17 protein-coding genes and 1 tRNA gene are annotated in these 16,233 nt (G+C 33.1%); 16 read left to right on the plus strand and 2 right to left on the minus strand.

Annotation, left to right across the window (positions count from 1 at the left end; translation table 11 throughout):
• Positions 1-223: 223 nt before the first annotated feature.
• The 12 genes from CD30_RS09990 (at position 224) to CD30_RS10045 (ending at position 10,190) form a co-directional block, all read left to right on the plus strand.
• Positions 224-299 (plus strand) — tRNA-Asp (locus CD30_RS09990).
• Positions 300-666: 367 nt separating this feature from the next.
• Positions 667-870 carry a hypothetical protein gene (locus tag CD30_RS09995; protein WP_170215822.1) on the plus strand — a complete coding sequence of 68 codons (204 nt, stop codon included), beginning with the start codon at positions 667-669 and terminating at the stop codon, positions 868-870.
• Positions 871-1,004: 134 nt separating this feature from the next.
• Entirely contained in the window at positions 1,005-1,457 is a 453-nt protein-coding gene (gene tsaE / locus CD30_RS10000; protein WP_036176172.1) for a tRNA (adenosine(37)-N6)-threonylcarbamoyltransferase complex ATPase subunit type 1 TsaE, read from the plus strand.
• The gene (tsaB, locus tag CD30_RS10005; protein WP_036176174.1) at positions 1,454-2,161 is read left to right on the plus strand and encodes a tRNA (adenosine(37)-N6)-threonylcarbamoyltransferase complex dimerization subunit type 1 TsaB; all 708 of its coding nucleotides are present in this window, start codon (positions 1,454-1,456) and stop codon (positions 2,159-2,161) included. Before tsaE ends, tsaB begins: the two co-directional genes overlap by 4 nt.
• Positions 2,161-2,604: a ribosomal protein S18-alanine N-acetyltransferase gene (gene rimI, locus CD30_RS10010; protein WP_036176176.1), complete on the plus strand. Its 444-nt coding sequence runs from the start codon at positions 2,161-2,163 to the stop codon at positions 2,602-2,604. Before tsaB ends, rimI begins: the two co-directional genes overlap by 1 nt.
• Positions 2,604-3,623, plus strand: a complete 1,020-nt coding sequence (gene tsaD, locus CD30_RS10015; RefSeq protein WP_036176178.1) for a tRNA (adenosine(37)-N6)-threonylcarbamoyltransferase complex transferase subunit TsaD — start codon at positions 2,604-2,606, stop codon at positions 3,621-3,623. The genes rimI and tsaD overlap by 1 nt, the downstream gene beginning before the upstream one ends.
• A gap of 305 nt (positions 3,624-3,928) precedes the next feature.
• Positions 3,929-4,582, plus strand: a complete 654-nt coding sequence (locus CD30_RS10020) for a GntR family transcriptional regulator (RefSeq protein ID WP_036176179.1) — start codon at positions 3,929-3,931, stop codon at positions 4,580-4,582.
• Between the two features lie 46 nt (positions 4,583-4,628).
• Positions 4,629-6,047 carry an aldehyde dehydrogenase family protein gene (locus tag CD30_RS10025; protein WP_235802041.1) on the plus strand — a complete coding sequence of 473 codons (1,419 nt, stop codon included), beginning with the start codon at positions 4,629-4,631 and terminating at the stop codon, positions 6,045-6,047.
• A gap of 45 nt (positions 6,048-6,092) precedes the next feature.
• Positions 6,093-7,130 (plus strand): TRAP transporter substrate-binding protein, encoded by a 1,038-nt coding sequence (locus CD30_RS10030; RefSeq protein WP_052126136.1) that lies wholly within the window; start codon positions 6,093-6,095, stop codon positions 7,128-7,130.
• Between the two features lie 59 nt (positions 7,131-7,189).
• A complete protein-coding gene (locus tag CD30_RS10035) occupies positions 7,190-7,678 on the plus strand; it encodes a TRAP transporter small permease (RefSeq protein WP_036176185.1) in 489 nt (162 codons plus the stop codon).
• Positions 7,678-8,964, plus strand: coding sequence for a TRAP transporter large permease (locus CD30_RS10040; RefSeq protein ID WP_036176188.1), 1,287 nt, complete (start codon positions 7,678-7,680; stop codon positions 8,962-8,964). The genes CD30_RS10035 and CD30_RS10040 overlap by 1 nt, the downstream gene beginning before the upstream one ends.
• Positions 8,965-8,993: 29 nt before the next feature.
• Positions 8,994-10,190 (plus strand): hydroxyacid-oxoacid transhydrogenase, encoded by a 1,197-nt coding sequence (locus tag CD30_RS10045; protein WP_036176191.1) that lies wholly within the window; start codon positions 8,994-8,996, stop codon positions 10,188-10,190.
• 724 nt (positions 10,191-10,914) lie between these two features.
• On the opposite strand, the gene CD30_RS10050 is transcribed toward CD30_RS10045, so the two are convergent.
• Positions 10,915-12,855 carry an ABC-F family ATP-binding cassette domain-containing protein gene (locus CD30_RS10050; RefSeq protein WP_036176194.1) on the minus strand — a complete coding sequence of 647 codons (1,941 nt, stop codon included), beginning with the start codon at positions 12,853-12,855 and terminating at the stop codon, positions 10,915-10,917.
• A 209-nt stretch (positions 12,856-13,064) separates the two neighbouring features.
• Here CD30_RS10050 and CD30_RS10055 point away from each other — a divergent pair, with 209 nt between their 5' ends.
• From CD30_RS10055 to tatC, 3 genes are all read left to right on the plus strand, one after another.
• On the plus strand, positions 13,065-13,694 hold the full coding sequence (locus tag CD30_RS10055) for a redox-sensing transcriptional repressor Rex (RefSeq protein WP_036176339.1): 630 nt from the start codon (positions 13,065-13,067) through the stop codon (positions 13,692-13,694).
• A gap of 84 nt (positions 13,695-13,778) precedes the next feature.
• Positions 13,779-14,036, plus strand: a complete 258-nt coding sequence (gene tatA, locus CD30_RS10060) for a twin-arginine translocase TatA/TatE family subunit (protein WP_036176197.1) — start codon at positions 13,779-13,781, stop codon at positions 14,034-14,036.
• Positions 14,037-14,054: 18 nt separating this feature from the next.
• Positions 14,055-14,885 (plus strand): twin-arginine translocase subunit TatC, encoded by an 831-nt coding sequence (gene tatC / locus CD30_RS10065; protein ID WP_036176200.1) that lies wholly within the window; start codon positions 14,055-14,057, stop codon positions 14,883-14,885.
• 43 nt (positions 14,886-14,928) lie between these two features.
• Here the strand turns inward: tatC and CD30_RS10070 are convergent, their stop codons facing one another.
• Entirely contained in the window at positions 14,929-15,678 is a 750-nt protein-coding gene (locus CD30_RS10070; RefSeq protein ID WP_235802042.1) for a CPBP family intramembrane glutamic endopeptidase, read from the minus strand.
• Positions 15,679-15,933: 255 nt separating this feature from the next.
• Between CD30_RS10070 and groES the strand changes: the two genes are divergently transcribed.
• A complete protein-coding gene (groES, locus tag CD30_RS10075; protein ID WP_036176206.1) occupies positions 15,934-16,218 on the plus strand; it encodes a co-chaperone GroES in 285 nt (94 codons plus the stop codon).
• Positions 16,219-16,233: the final 15 nt, after the last annotated feature.

Here is a 16,233-nt window from a genome sequence, read left to right on the forward strand (position 1 = left end):
TGAGATAGTGTCGATGGTAGTTGGGAGACGCCCTGTGAGAAATACACCACTGATTTTTCAGTGGTGTCAGAGTGTTGACAAAATACCTCGAGAGTTGCATCTCTCGAGGTATTTTGTCAACACTCTGAAATTGCCACGTTTAGTGGCAATTTTTTATTAAAATTATATTGTATTATGAAACTATTACTGCTATAATTTTACTTATCGCTAAGGAATACTATTTGGTCCCGTGGTGTAGCGGTTAACATGCCTGCCTGTCACGCAGGAGATCGCCGGTTCGATCCCGGTCGGGACCGCCATAATACATAAAATACAATCCTTTACAGTCAGGAGACTTGTAAAGGATTTTTTTTGTCTAAATATTTATTTCATGTAAGGTGGTACAAATAATACTTTAACAGAAACTATTCATTAAATTATGTAAAATATTGTCTAATTATTAGTTTTAAATTTCACTCATGATGGCAACCATGAATAAATATATTGGTATTACCAAGTTTTACATCGGGGTGAAAAAATTTGAATAATCATAAACTTCGACAAAAATTAAAGGTATTATATTTTATTATAATAGCAAATTTGTTACTGTTTGTAATTAATTATAATTATGAGACTAATAAATTCTATACTATCGAAGAAATGAATCAATTTAGATGGCAAAAGTTTATGAGCGAAGAGGAATACAATCAATTAGAAAATGGAATGTCCTATATGGAGGTAGTTAAGATTGTAAAAGGTAGAGGGGATCAGTTAACGGAAAATACCTTTGTTTGGAAAGATGAAATTCTATTGACACAGTCTTATCTGATTACTTTTGAAGATAACGGATTAGTAAGTAAACAAATTTATAACCAAAAAAAGCAATACTAAAATAAATCATTTATAATAGGTGTGCATGAATCCAATTGCACACCTTCAATTGTTGTATAGTGTATTGCTTTTGAACAAACTACAATCATTAGGTAAACTATAGTTAACGTAGTTAATGAAAGAGGATACGAAAAATGGAATATGAAATAATGATTAAGTCTCTTGAAGAAACAAATAACCTCGCAAGTAAGTTGGCAAATTTGCTGAAAGCACAAGATACGATCACACTAGAAGGTGATCTAGGTGCTGGAAAGACAACTTTTACAAAAGTTTTGGCAAAAGGGTTAGGTATAAACAGAACTGTTAATAGTCCTACTTTTACTATCATGAAGCAATATGAAGGAAGAGTAACTTTAAATCACCTTGACGTTTATCGTTTAGCTGATAGTGATGAAGATTTAGGTTGGGATGAAATATTTTATGGAGATAGCGTTACAGTTGTAGAATGGGCGCATTTAATCGAGGATTACTTACCTGAAGAACGTTTGAAAATTGAAATAAGCCGAATTAATGAAAATGAAAGAAAAATACGATTAATACCTATTGGCAAACGGTATGAAGAGTTGTGTGAGGAGTTATTAAAATGATATGGCTAGGAATTGAAACATCCAATTCACCTCTATCCATTGCGATAGTGAAGGATGGACAAGTATTAACTGAAGTTGTACAAAATATAAAACTGACCCATTCAGTAACGGTAATGCCAACAATTGAAGAGTTGTTTTCAAAAGTGAATCTTAAACCAAATGAGATAGATGCCATTGCAGTATCAGAAGGTCCTGGATCATATACGGGTTTAAGAATCGGTGTAACGATTGCAAAAACCTTAGCTTGGACATTGCAAAAGCCGTTAGTTGGCGTATCGAGTTTAAGCGTATTAGCTTCCAATGCAAATCTTTTCAATGGACTTATCTGTGCAATGTTTGACGCAAGAAGAAAAAATGTTTATGCAGGTGTATATAAAGGACAGGAGTTAAATGCAGTAATTGATGATCACCATACGCATATCGATTATTTATTAGAACGACTGAAGGAATTAAACATGCCTATATTGTTTATAGGAAGCGATATCGTTTATTTTAAAGATCAAATTGCTGAACAACTAGGGGAGCTTGCCTCCTTTGCATCATCATCAATTAATTTACCAAGAGCATCTAAATTAATCGAACTTGCTGCCAAAAAAACGTTGCCTTCTCAAGATGAGATACATACATTTGTTCCAAAATATCATCGACTCGCTCAGGCAGAGGCTGAATGGATAAAAGAACAAAAGAGGGAGCAGCAAAGCTAATGGTCATTTATCGAAAAATGACAGAAAAAGATGTGCAAGCAGTACATGCAATTGAAGTTGCCTCTTTTCCGACACCTTGGACATTAGATTCTTTTTATTATGAAATGACGGAAAATAACTTTGCCTACTATATTGTAGCGGAAGACGAGAATAGTAATATTGTTGGATTTTGTGGAATGTGTATTGTAATTGATTCTGCTCAAATTACGAATGTTGCCGTTGTTCAAAATGTTCGTGGGCAAGGAATTGGTGAAGGACTAATGCGAGAGGCAATGCGTATAGCACGCGAGCATGAAATAGATGTAATGAGTTTAGAGGTGCGTATTTCAAATACTGTTGCTCAAAATCTATATCGGAAATTAGGATTCCAGGATGGCGGCATAAGAAAAGGATATTATACAGATAATCAAGAAGATGCTCTTGTAATGTGGGTGAATATATAATGGAAAATCAAATGATTTTAGCGATTGAAACGAGCTGTGATGAAACAGCAGCAGCTATTATTAGAAATGGAACGGAAATTGTTTCAAACGTAGTTGCTTCACAAATTGAAAGTCAAAAACGATTCGGTGGTGTAGTACCGGAAATTGCATCACGGCATCATGTTGAAAAAATAACACTAGTTATAGAAAAGGCTTTAAAGGATGCAGAAATCGAGCCAAAAGATTTAGATGGTGTTGCTGTTACAGAGGGACCTGGGTTAGTAGGTGCATTATTGATCGGAATTAATGCTGCAAAGGCTTTTGCCTTCGCCCATGGACTACCTATTATCGGTGTACACCATATCGCAGGCCATATTTATGCAAATGCACTTGTACAAAAAATGGAGTTTCCATTACTAGCACTAGTCGTTTCAGGTGGTCATACAGAATTAGTTTTAATGAAAGAGCATGGTCATTTTGAAGTGATTGGAGAGACACGCGATGATGCGGCAGGCGAAGCATATGATAAAGTCGCACGTGTATTAAACATGCCTTATCCAGGAGGGCCACATATCGATCGTCTAGCACATGAGGCAGAAATTGGAGTTGAATTTCCTCGGGCATGGTTAGAAGATAGCTATGATTTTAGTTTTAGTGGACTAAAATCAGCAGTAATTAATTACAAACATAATATGGACCAACGTGGAGAAGAAATAATACCCGAACAGGTAGCTAAAGGTTTCCAAGATAGTGTTGTTGAAGTATTAACAACGAAAACTGTTCGTGCTGCAAGAGAATTTCATGTAAAGCAAGTGATTGCAGCAGGTGGCGTTTCAGCAAATAAAGGGTTGCGCTCTAGTTTGGAACAAGCATTTTCTAAGGAAGGCATTCCTTTTTATGTACCACCTTTAAAATTATGTACAGATAATGCAGCGATGATTGGTGCAGCGGGTTCATTTATGTTTAAATCAGGTGTTCGTAGTAATTTAAGTATGAATGGATTACCTGGAATGGAATTGAAAAGTTGGTCATTAGCTTAATTTATTCTGATCTACAATTTTACTATGACTTAAGAGCTTTGTTAGGACTGTTTAGAAAGTGAAATGCATCTCGATTGTAAGACAAACATCTTACAATTGAGATGCATTTTTTTCTATTTCTTTTGAAAGATAAAATGTAGTATATTCTAAATAATATAATATTTAAATAAAATAATATAATATTTACAACGGTTATTAAGAAAAAATGGTCGTTTTAGAGAAAAAGTGTTGTTTTTTTATAATATATATTATAAAATCTGAATAAATAATATAATATATACAAGAAAGTAGTGCTGTGGTTAGATATGGAAAAGGAATATGGAGAAAAATCTGATTACGCGTATAACTTAATCAAGGAAAAAATATTTAGTTGGGAATATGGGCCAGGGCAGAGGTTAAATGTAAGCAAGATGTCTAAGGAAATGGAATTAAGCGCTATTCCTTTGAGGGAGGCATTATCAAGATTACAGTCATCTAAGCTTGTTGTTTTAATCCCTAACAAAGGATATCAAGTAACTGATATTCTAGATGAAATCTCAATGAAAAAAATGTCTGAATTTAGATTAATGTTAGAATCTGAGTCCTTAAAAACTATCATCCGTAGCAATAAATCGGAGTGTTTGTCGAATCTAGAAAAGATTAATGAAAAAATAAGACAAATACAAATTAATAACTATAAAGATATTCTTGAGTTTAATAATCTTGATTATATGTTCCATTCAGAATTGATTAAAAATTCAGAAAATAAATACTTGATTGAGAGTTTTGAAAGTTTGTTTTGTCATTTGCACATAGCTAGATTTTATTATAGACGAGGTTCAGTTGATCAAAATGAAACAATAATTGAACACGAGAAAATTATAAAAAGCATTCAAATGAGAGATTTGGAGTATGGACTGGAATTTATTAAAGATCATATTTTAGGTGCGTCAAGTAGATTGCTAGAAAAAAGATCTTAATAAGCACTTTAAAAATAAAACTATAAATGTAAGGGGAGTAGTAATTGTGGAGAAATATGGACACTTTGTTGATGGGAAATGGATAGAGGCTGGTGAAATTATTCCTGTAACGAACAAATATACAGGTGATACCTATGGTGAAATTTATGAAGCAGATGAATCAATAGTTAATAAGGCTGTTCAAAACGCCTATGAATCATTTGAGAAGAATGAACTATCTGCTGAGGATCGTTTTACCATTTTAAATAAAGCGGTTACATTAATTGATGAAAGAAAACTTGAGTTAGCAGAATTGCTCATTTACGAAGCAGGAAAAACTAGAAAAGATGCTGTTACAGAAATTGAAAGGGGTATTTCAACACTTAGAGCATCGGCAGAAGAAGCAAAAAGAATAACGGGGCAAGGAGTAGCTTTGCCAAATAGTGCTGATAAAGGAAAACTTGCTTTTACAGTTCGAGTACCAGTTGGAGTGGTTGTTGCTATTACACCATTTAACTTTCCATTTAATTTAACAGTTCATAAGATTGGACCAGCATTAGCAGCAGGAAATGCAGTCGTTTTAAAGCCTGCTGAAATGACACCTTTAATTGCATGTAAACTGGTTGAAATATTTAAAGAGGCAGGTTTACCGGACGGATTATTTAATTTGGTAAATGGTAGAGGTACACAGACAGGTGAATATTTATTAAAAAATAATTTAGTTGATATGTACACATTTACAGGTAGCCCAAAAGTGGGTCAGTTAATTAAAAGTAAAACCGGTATTAGAAAAGTTGCCCTTGAATTAGGAAATAACTCACCGAATATTGTCCATAAAGATGTAGACGATTTAAAAAGAGCTGCAGAGCTTTGTGTATCAAGAGGGTTTTCTAATGCTGGACAAGCATGTATCTCTGTTCAAAGAATTTACGTTCATGAAGAAGTCTATGATCAATTTTTAAAGTATGCTACCGAATTTACGAAATCGTTAGTTCTTTGTAGTGAAGATAATCCTGATGGAGACGTTGGACCTGTTATTTCAGAGAGAGAAGCTACTCGGATAGAATCATGGATCGAAGAAGCTGTTCAACAAGGGGCAAAAATTATTGTCGGTGGGCAAAGAAAGCGTTCACAATTTGAACCAACTATTTTGGCTGATGTGTCGCAATCGATGAAAGTAGTTTGTGAAGAAATTTTTGGACCTGTTATTACGATTCAAAAATATCAAGATATTGATGATGTACTTCATAAAGCGAATGACTCAACAATGGGACTACAAGTGGGAATTTTTACATCAAATATTCAGATTGTTATGAAATCTATTAAAAAATTAAAGTTTGGAGGCGTTATTGTAAATAATGTCTCTACTTATAGAGAAGATGTTATGCCATATGGGGGAGTGAAGAATAGCGGTATCGGTAAAGAAGGTCCGAAGTATGCAATATTAGAAATGACAGAAGAAAAATTAATTGTTTTAGATGCGTAATTTATAAATTAATTGGGGTTATTTAAAAAACAGGGGGCAAAAAAAATGAGAAAAGAATGGAAATTAAGTTTAATTGTTTTAACTATATGTTTAATGATTTTATCTGCATGTAGTGGGGGTAACGAAGGGGCATCATCAGATTCAGGAGATGTGATAAAGCTTAGATTAGGACATATCTTCCCAGCAGACAGTGTCAAAGACCAAGCTGCAAAATTATTTGCAGAACGAATAGAAGAAGAAACAAATGGAGCAATTCAAATTTCAGTTTTCCCTTCAACACAATTAGGTGGGGATGAGGTAATGGCTCAAGATATTTCGCGAGGAACTTTAGATATGTCATTTATTAACCAAGGTTCTTTATCTGGATTAGATCCGCTATTGGATTTCCATTACTTACCGTATATCGTAACATCTTATGAACAAGCTGATAAAATTTTCTATGGTGATGGCGTTATTCCAAAATTAATGACAGAAACATTGGCAAAACATAATATGACAACATTAGGTTTCTTTGAAAATGAATTCCGTGGTGTTTCAAACTCTATTAAAAAAATTGAAAAAGTAGAAGATTTAAAGGGATTAAAATTACGAGTTCCAGGCTCACAAGCGATTAAAGGATTCTTTGAAGAGGCAGGCTCACAAGCGTTAGTAATGCCATTTAATGAATTATATTTAGCGCTACAACAGGGAACAGTTGATGGGCAAGATAACGGATTATTATTTACTGTTGATAGTAAATTCCAAGAAGTTAATAAATTTTACACACAGTTAAATCATGTATATGCTTCAGGTTCAATTGTCATTAACACAGATAAATTTAATTCATTAACTAAAGAGCAACAGGAAATTTTTAAATCAGTTGGAGCAGAGATACAAGCATGGCAAATTGAAGAAAATCGCAAGGCAACTGAGGAGTACATTCAAAAAATTAAAGATGTAGGTGTAGAAGTAACGGAATTAACAGAAGAACAAATTAAGGCATTCCAAGAGTTTGGATTAAGTCAATGGGATAACTATGAGTCAACGTATGGTGCAGAATTAATTCAATCTCTAAAAGAAGAATTAGCTGAAATCAGCGAATAATTATTAGTTATGATGGGACAGAAATATCTGTCCCATCTATTAAATAAGGAGTGAATACAATGTGGCATAAGATAGAAAAAGGTTTATATAAGACTCAAGAATTCTTAATTGCCATTGCACTAATAGTTATTATGATTGCTGTAATACTCCAAATTGTTGGCCGTTTACTTGGATGGCATTCTCTAGGGATGCCAGAATATGCAGCTATTGGAATGACAACTATTACGTTTTTAGGTGCTAGTGCAATTACTTATAGCAGGGAATATATATCAATAGAATTGAGCCAAGTTATAAAGATCAAAAATATCCAAACTATTATGAATCTGATAGTTGACGTTCTACTTGTAATTTTTGTTGTAGTATTTTTCAATATTGTATTTTCATTCTTTCAATTTGTAAGCGAAAGCGGAGAAAGAACATTAGAAGCGGGCATTCCTTTATCAATTACATATGGAATTATTGTTATATCCGTTGTTGTAATGGGATTACACAGTTTAAGTAATATCTTTAAAGGTATTCAAATGCTACGAAAAGGAGGGGCTGCGTAATGTTACTAATTGTTATAGTACTAATTGCTATTTTAATGATAGGTGTACCGATTGGTGTATCTTTTGCAATTAGTGCATTACTGGGAGGGGAAATATTAGATATCCCAGCAGCTTCATTTGCAACATTATCGAATCAAGCTGTTTCTTCCTTTTCATTGTTAGCAATTCCTTTGTTTATACTAGCTGGACAAATTATGAGCCAGGGTAGTATTATTTCGCAATTAATTCAGTTATCAGAGAAGTTGTTAAAAAAGATTCATGGAAGTTTAGGTTATGTAACGGTATTAGCAAGTGCATTTTTAGGAGCAATAACAGGTTCCTCTGTTGCAACAGTGTCTGCTATTGGAAGTTCAATTGGTCAAAAAATGGTCGAGAAAGGTTATGAACGTGGCTATACGGCTTCACTAATTGCGGCGGCTGGTTTATTAGGTGTATTTATCCCACCTTCAATTCCGTTGATTCTTTATGGAGCAACTGTAGGTACTTCAATATCTGATTTATTTATTGCATCCATTGTACCGGGAATATGCTTTATCATTGCATACCTTTTACTACACCGCATTTTATTGAAAAAAGTGTATAATCCAAAACTATCATCTGTTTCAGAAGAAACGAACCAACTAGAAAACAAAGCTGCTAATGAAACGTTAGGCAAAACGTTTCTAAAATCTATTCCGGCTTTGATTATGCCAATCATTGTATTAGGCGGAATTTATAGTGGAATATTTACACCGACTGAAGCAGCAGCTGTTGCTTGTATATATGGTTTGATTTTGGCGATTGTTACAAAAAAAATCAAATTCAGCGGACTATTTTCGCCATTTAAATTAGCTGCACTTTCATCTGCAGCGATTCTGGGTATTATTGCATTTAGTAATCTATTCAATTACATGATTACTTTGGAACAAATCCCGCAAATGGTATCAGAGGCGGCTATTAATTTAACAGATAATAAGTATGTATTTTTACTTTTATTACTTCTTATTTTGTTTGTTGTTGGGATGTTTATGGAGACAAATGCAGCGGTATTATTGATGGCAGTTTTACTAGCACCTGCTGCACAAACATTTGAAATTAATCCTATTCACTTTGGGATTATATTAGTTACTACTATTGAAATAGGACTACTTACACCCCCTCTAGCTGCAAACGTATTCGTTTCTGCGAAGGTGAATAAAAGTTCAGTGCTAGAAATGATGCCACATACAATAAAGTTTTTATTAGTGTCAATAATCGTGTTGTTAATTGTCACATTTGTACCGTTTTTAACAACATGGTTCTTATAAATTTAAAGTTGATTGGGTAGGTGGAAGTATTGAAAACATATTGGCAATATAACTTTCCTGGTAATATTTATTTTGGAGAAAATTCTTTAGACGAATTAAAAAATATTTATGCAACAATGAACAATCAAAAGACTTTGGTAATTACAGATAATGGGATAAAAAACAGTGGGATTCTTGATGTGCTTAAAGAGAAATTAGATACATTTGAAATTCCTTATGAAATTTTTGATCAGGCGAAGCCAGAGCCTACTGTAAAAGATGTAGAAGAAGTACTAAATGTTTATCGAAATAAGGATATAGATATATTAATAGGTCTTGGCGGAGGAAGCTGTATAGATTTAGCAAAAATGATTGCTTTTATGCTGAAAACGGATCATCCTATAAGCTATTTCTATGAAAATAAAATTGATTTTAAAGCTGCTACTATTATTGCAATACCAACTACTGCAGGTACGGGATCAGAAGTAACGGGTGTTGCAGTAGTGAATGATGAAGAACGTAATCTGAAAGTAGGTATCTCAAGCAATTATTTAAAACCAAATTTTGCAATTCTAGATCCGCAGTTAACGGTAGGTATGCCGCCAAGGGTTACAGCATGCTCAGGTATTGATGCACTTGTACATGCAGTAGAAGCATTTACATCTAAAAATTACAATGAATTTGAAAAAGACTACCAAGCAGATTTTAGAGGATCTACAGTGTTATCTAATTTATTTGCAGAAGAGGCAATCAAGCTTATTACATCAAGTCTAGTTGCTGCTTTCAAAGACGGAAAAGATATTAAGGCTAGATCAAACATGCTTTTAGGCAGTTTATTAGCGGGACTAGCATTTTCGAATTCAGGTACATCTATTTCACATGCAATGGCATATGCGATTGGTGGAAGAGTACATTCTCCACACGGAGAGATTACGGGTTTAATGCTACCATATACAGTCAAGTATAATTATCAATCTAATTTAGAAAAATTTAATAAATTATATGATATGTGTTTACCAAATGATAATTCAACGAGTGTCGAAGAAAAAGAAAATAAACTTTTTGAATACTTTATTCAACTTCTTAACTCTATCAATTTACCAACAAAACTATCAGAAATTAAAGTTCAAGAAACAGATTTAAAACCAATGACACTTGAAACTTTGGGTATAGCACGATTAATGAATATGAACCCTAGAAAAGCAACAGAAGAAACTTTATATGAAGTATTTAAAGAAGCTTACTAAAAATAAAACAATCCTAATATGAAAATAAAATATCTAAGTAGTAAAATTCTAATAAATTTGCTACTTAGATAAAAAAGTTCTTTAAGGAAGAATAAAAAAATCCAGCTATAAAAAACACTTTTTTATAGCTTTTTTGAATTTCAAAGATTTACTCATACATAACTTTTAAATACTTTAAAGCGCTATTTGATTAAAAATATCTCCAAGAGTAATAATTGTTCCACCTAACAAAGATAAAGATCGACCAATTTACCTCTGTTTCTCCAATAAAATATACATTCCCACAATTTATATGCACCAAAAATAATTGTATTTGCTAAACCTAAAATTAAATAGAAGGTATTCCTTTGATAATAAAACAGCGACTCTATGATGAAAGTTTTAACAAATCATATTCGTTGAATTTTTCTGAAAAATTATCCACAGGTTTGCAATAAAAATATAAAAATGTCAATACGAACACTCGTACTTATGCACAAACTGTGGATAACTTGTGTATAACATGTGGTAAAACTATATATTGTGTTTAGATTTACACACAGCTTTGTGGATAAAATTAATTAAAAATGTGAATAGTGTGGGAAACTTTGTTGATATGTTGTTATTACTGAATTTGTTCTGTGCATAAAACTGTGGAATATATTTTGCGAATTTTGTCTATTGACCAAGATATATGCATTATACTGTCGGATAACAAAAACCATGTGGAATAAGCCACATGGTTTTATAAAATAATGTTTTCAAGCTCTTCATTTAAATCGAGCCAGTGTAGTTCAAGATTCTCGTATTCTGATTTGAAATTGTCTAGTTGAGTTTGTAATTCTAAAACTTTCTCATGATTTTGGAAAATATCAGGCTTACATAATTCTTCTTCAATCTTTGAGATTTCCTCATTTATCTCTGCCATTTCTATCTCAAGCTGTTCTATGGAACGTCGTAATTGGCGTTCACGTTTTTTTGCTTCTTTATCAATCTTAGAAGTGGTTTGTTTTACAACAATTGCTTCAGCTTTTTGAGATTCATTTACTTTCATTTGAGCAAGTTCCTCAAGCTCTTGCTTTTTTTCGATATAGTAATCGTAATCTCCTAAATATTCAAAGGCGCCGTTTGAAGAAAGTTCAACAACTTTTGTAGCAATACGATTAATGAAATAGCGGTCATGAGAAACGAAAAGCAATGTACCGGGATAATCGATTAATGCATTTTCTAAAATCTCCTTACTATCTAAGTCAAGATGGTTTGTTGGTTCGTCTAATATTAATAAATTTGCTTTTTGCATCATTAACTTTGCTAATGCAAGCCTTGCTTTTTCTCCACCAGATAAAGAATTAACGGTCTTAGTAACATCATCCCCACTAAATAGGAAGCTCCCAAGAATTGTTCGTATATCTTTTTCATTCATTAATGGCCATTCATCCCATAATTCTTTGAGCACAGATTTATTGCTGCTTAACTTTGCTTGCTCTTGGTCATAATAACCAATTTTTACATTTGTACCATAACGGATATTACCGTTCTTGATAGGTAAATCCTGTACAATTGTTTTTAAAAGCGTAGATTTCCCTACACCATTTGGCCCAACTAATGCAATACGATCTTCACGAAAAGCTCGAATTGAAATATTTTTAGAGATCGCTTGATCAGCATAACCAATTGTAAGATCATCAATAGAAAGTACGTCATTTCCACTTTGTTTTTCAATGGTAAAACCAAAGTTTGCGGTTCTTTCATCCCCCTCCGGAGAGTCCATCCACTCGGTACGTTCTAACATTTTCCGTCTACTTTGAGCCATTTTTGTTGTAGAAGCGCGGGCAATGTTTTTTTGAATAAAAGCCTCTAGTTTGGCTTTTTCAGATTGCTCTCGTTCAAACATTTTTAGATCACGTTCATAATTTTTTGCCTTTTCTTCCAAATAACCGCTGTAATTTCCAACATATTTTGTTACATGTGTTCTTGAAACTTCATAAACAATTGTAACTAATTGGTCAAGGAAATAGCGGTCGTGGGAAACAATTAAAATGGCACCTTCATAGCTTTTTAAATAATTTTCTAGCCATGTAAGTGTCTCAATATCTAAATGATTTGTGGGTTCATCTAAAATTAATAAATCAGGTTTACTTAATAACAATTTTGCGAGTGCTAATCGAGTTTTTTGTCCACCTGATAACGAAGAGATTGGTTTATCATAATCTTCAGGGAAATACTGCATACCATGCAATACAGAACGAGTTTCTGCTTCATACTGATAACCACCAGCTTCTTTAAAATCATGTTGTAATTGATCATATTCGGCAGTTATTCGCTCATACAGATTTTTATTTTCATAAACCTCAGGATTCGCCATTTTTTGTTCAAGCTCACGAAGTTTTTTCTCCTGTACTTTAATATCTGTGAAAATGGTCATCATTTCTTCCCAAATGTTTAAAGTAGAATCAATTCCTGAATGTTGTTCTAAATAACCGACTTTAATACCCTTCGGAATAATGATATCTCCTGAGTCGTACGACATTTGACCAGCGATAATTTTTAATAAAGTAGATTTACCTGCGCCGTTGCGCCCTACCAATGCTACTCGATCACGATGCTGCACTTCTAATTTCACACCGCTTAATATTTCATCAGTCCCGAAGGATTTATATATTTGATTTACTTGTAAAACTATCATTGTTACACCTCAGTTCACTATTATTAGTGTAAAGTATAGACTGGGTACCATGCAATCGAATGCTTTACTTATTTTCATTTGTTTAGTAAGATGTATACATTTCCGATGATTGTTATTTTTTAATCTTTGATAATATCATAATATAGTTAATAAAGTATAAATCGACGATGTTTTATTCGCAGGGGAATATTTGAATGGGGGATAGATGCGTGAAACCAGAGCTTAAAATTCCACAAGCAACGACAAAAAGATTACCACTTTACTATCGTTTTTTACAAAATCTAGCTAATGAGGGGAAAAGGCGGATTTCATCACAGGAATTAAGTGAGGCTATGAAAATTGATTCGGCGACGATAAGACGTGATTTCTCCTATTTTGGAGCATTAGGAAAAAAAGGGTATGGGTATGATGTTTTGTATTTGCTTGAATTTTTCCGCCGTACGCTTGATCAAGATGAGGGAGCAAATGTTGCACTTATTGGGGTAGGGAACTTAGGAAATGCATTTCTAAAGTATAACTTTCAAAAAAATCATAATACACGTATTGTAGTTGCATTTGACTCAAAGGCGCCGATGGAAGGAAATGAAATTAATAATATCCCTGTATATCATCCAGATCGATTAGAAGAAATGTATGAGAAGTATAATGCAGAAATGGCAATTTTAACAGTTCCATCCCGTTCTGCTCAAGAAATAACAGATAGACTTATTGCGGTTAATGCAAAAGGAATACTTAATTTTACGCCGGTTAGACTAAATGTACCTGATTCGATGAAAGTCATGAATATTGATTTATCCGTTGAATTAGAGGCATTAATCTATTTAATACGCAATGCTTAAGACGAAAAGATTTCACATTAATATAATAGCAATAACATTTAAAGTAAGTTAAAATGGTACATATAATAGAGGAGGTTAGCAACAATGGTAGTGCATTTAAACGCAATTGGACCAACAGCAATAATTATTATTGCAGTGGCAGCATTACTGATCTTTGGACCAAAAAAATTGCCTGAATTAGGTAGAGCAGTTGGGACTACTCTTCGTGAATTTAAAAAAGGCACTAAAGGTTTAATTGATGATGAAGATGATGATTCAAAGAAAAGCGTCATTGAACATAAAAATACAACAATTCAACAAGCAGAAGTAAAAGAACCAAACAAAGACCAAAATGTTAAGTAAGTCAAGGATGTCAAGTCTATGAATCCAAAAGAACAAACAGTCGTTGAGCATATACAGGAATTGAGAAACCGGCTAGTAGTATGCGCGGTAGTTTTTATGATTTCTTTATTTGCTGGCTTCTATATAGCAGAGCCCGTCATAAAATATATTCAGCATAGTAAGGAAGCTGAACAATTAACATTAAATGCTTTTAATGTTACTGACCCACTTGCTGTTTATTTACAAGTGACTTTTCTAGTAGCTTTAGTGATTACATCGCCGATTATTTTATATCAATTATGGGCATTTATTACACCAGGCTTATTAGAATCAGAACGTAAAGCAACGTTGAAATATATTCCCTACGCCTTTTTCTTATTTGTAGGTGGACTAGCTTTTGCATATTTCGTCTTATTCCCAAATGTCCTTGATTTTATGATGAATCTGTCAAACCGACTTGAAATTGAGCAGACTATTGGGATAAATGAATACTTTTCCTTTTTATTTAAATTAGTTGTACCTTTTGGATTTATATTCCAGTTACCAGTAGTAACATTATTTTTAGCACGACTGGGAATATTGGATCCAAAGTTAATGGTGAAGTTCCGTAAATATTCATACTTCGTCTTATTTGTTATAGCTGTTTTATTAGCGCCACCGGATCTTGTTTCATATTTAATTATTTCAATTCCATTATTTGCGTTATATGAAATAAGCATTATCATTGCTCGTATCGGCTATAGGAAGTTTATGAAAGCGGAAGAACAAAGACAACGTGAAGAACAAGAAGAGAGTCAAAGACAACAAGTAGAAGCACTACTTGCTGAGCAACGACGCCAAATCGAACAAATGAGCAATCAACAACCATAAAAAAGTGTAGGTAAAATCCAATGTGATTTCACCTACACTTTTTCTATTGTATAAAAATAAAGAACTGGAGCGCGTTTTGCATTTCTTTAAGTGTTTCGTAATTTAGTTGAGTGATGACAACAAAACCATTAAGCATGGTATGGGCAATAATTGAAGTAAGTAAACGCTTAGTTTTGTAATAAAGAAAAGCGAAAATAAAGCCACTAATCGTATAAAGAATAATATGTGTAAAGTCTAAGTGAATTGCTCCAAAAACAATGGAGCTTATGATTCCGGCAATCCAGAAATTTTGTGTCTGTACTAAAGAACCAAATACAACTCTTCGGAAAATAAGTTCTTCTAAGAATGGGCCCAATAACACCGTCGATAAAATCATAATAGGAGCAATTTCAGTAACTCTTAAAAGAGTCTCGGTATTTTCAGAACCATAATCAATCCCGATAGCAACCTCAATATTTGCACCAACCATTTGACCAAATAATACTAAGAAAAAACCTAAAATACCCCAAAGGATTGCGCCACCAACAGAAGCCTTTTCACCTTTAAATATATTCCAGAAATTCTTATTTTTTAGAATTAAAATGATAGAAATGACAAATGCGATAGCAAAGGCAATTGTAGACCACCAAGCAGTTAAAGAATAGATTGCTACGGTATCATTTCCTATATAATTTAGGAATAAATCTCTCACGGTTGGAATAAGTAAAAGAAGGCTAGAAAGTTGACAAGCAATATAAACAAGCAATATATAAAATGCAGTTTTTTGTGTTTTACCATTATTTTTATGACTCAATATTTAAATCCCTCTTTCTAAAAGATGTAGTTTAAAAAATAATGGAAATACCTAGAATAGTACAGTTGGGCTCTAAATATAACCAATCTTACTCTATTGTAGATGATGATGAAAATAATTCAAATTTTTTTGTGCTTCATACTTGCAAATGGAAATTGAATTCATTATTATAATAATTGTATTAGCACTCGTTAGAGTAGAGTGCTAATAAAAATGAAATATTAAAACTAATAATATTCTAGGAGGTTGTTTCACTTGTTAAGACCATTAGGTGATCGTATCATTATCGAACTAGTTGAGGTGGAAGAAAAAACTGCATCAGGACTTGTTCTTCCAGATTCAGCAAAGGAAAAACCGCAACAAGGTAAAGTGGTAGCAGTAGGAACTGGTCGTGTACTAGATAACGGCACACGTGTCGAGCTTGAAGTGAAAGAAGGAGATACAATTATCTTCTCTAAATATTCAGGCACAGAAGTGAAATATGAAGGTAACGAATATTTAATTTTACGCGAAAGCGACATTTTAGCTGTAATTGGCTAAAAATGATATGAAACT

The sequence above is a fragment of the Ureibacillus massiliensis 4400831 = CIP 108448 = CCUG 49529 genome, from assembly GCF_000772965.1.
GTDB classification, from domain to species: domain Bacteria; phylum Bacillota; class Bacilli; order Bacillales_A; family Planococcaceae; genus Ureibacillus; species Ureibacillus massiliensis.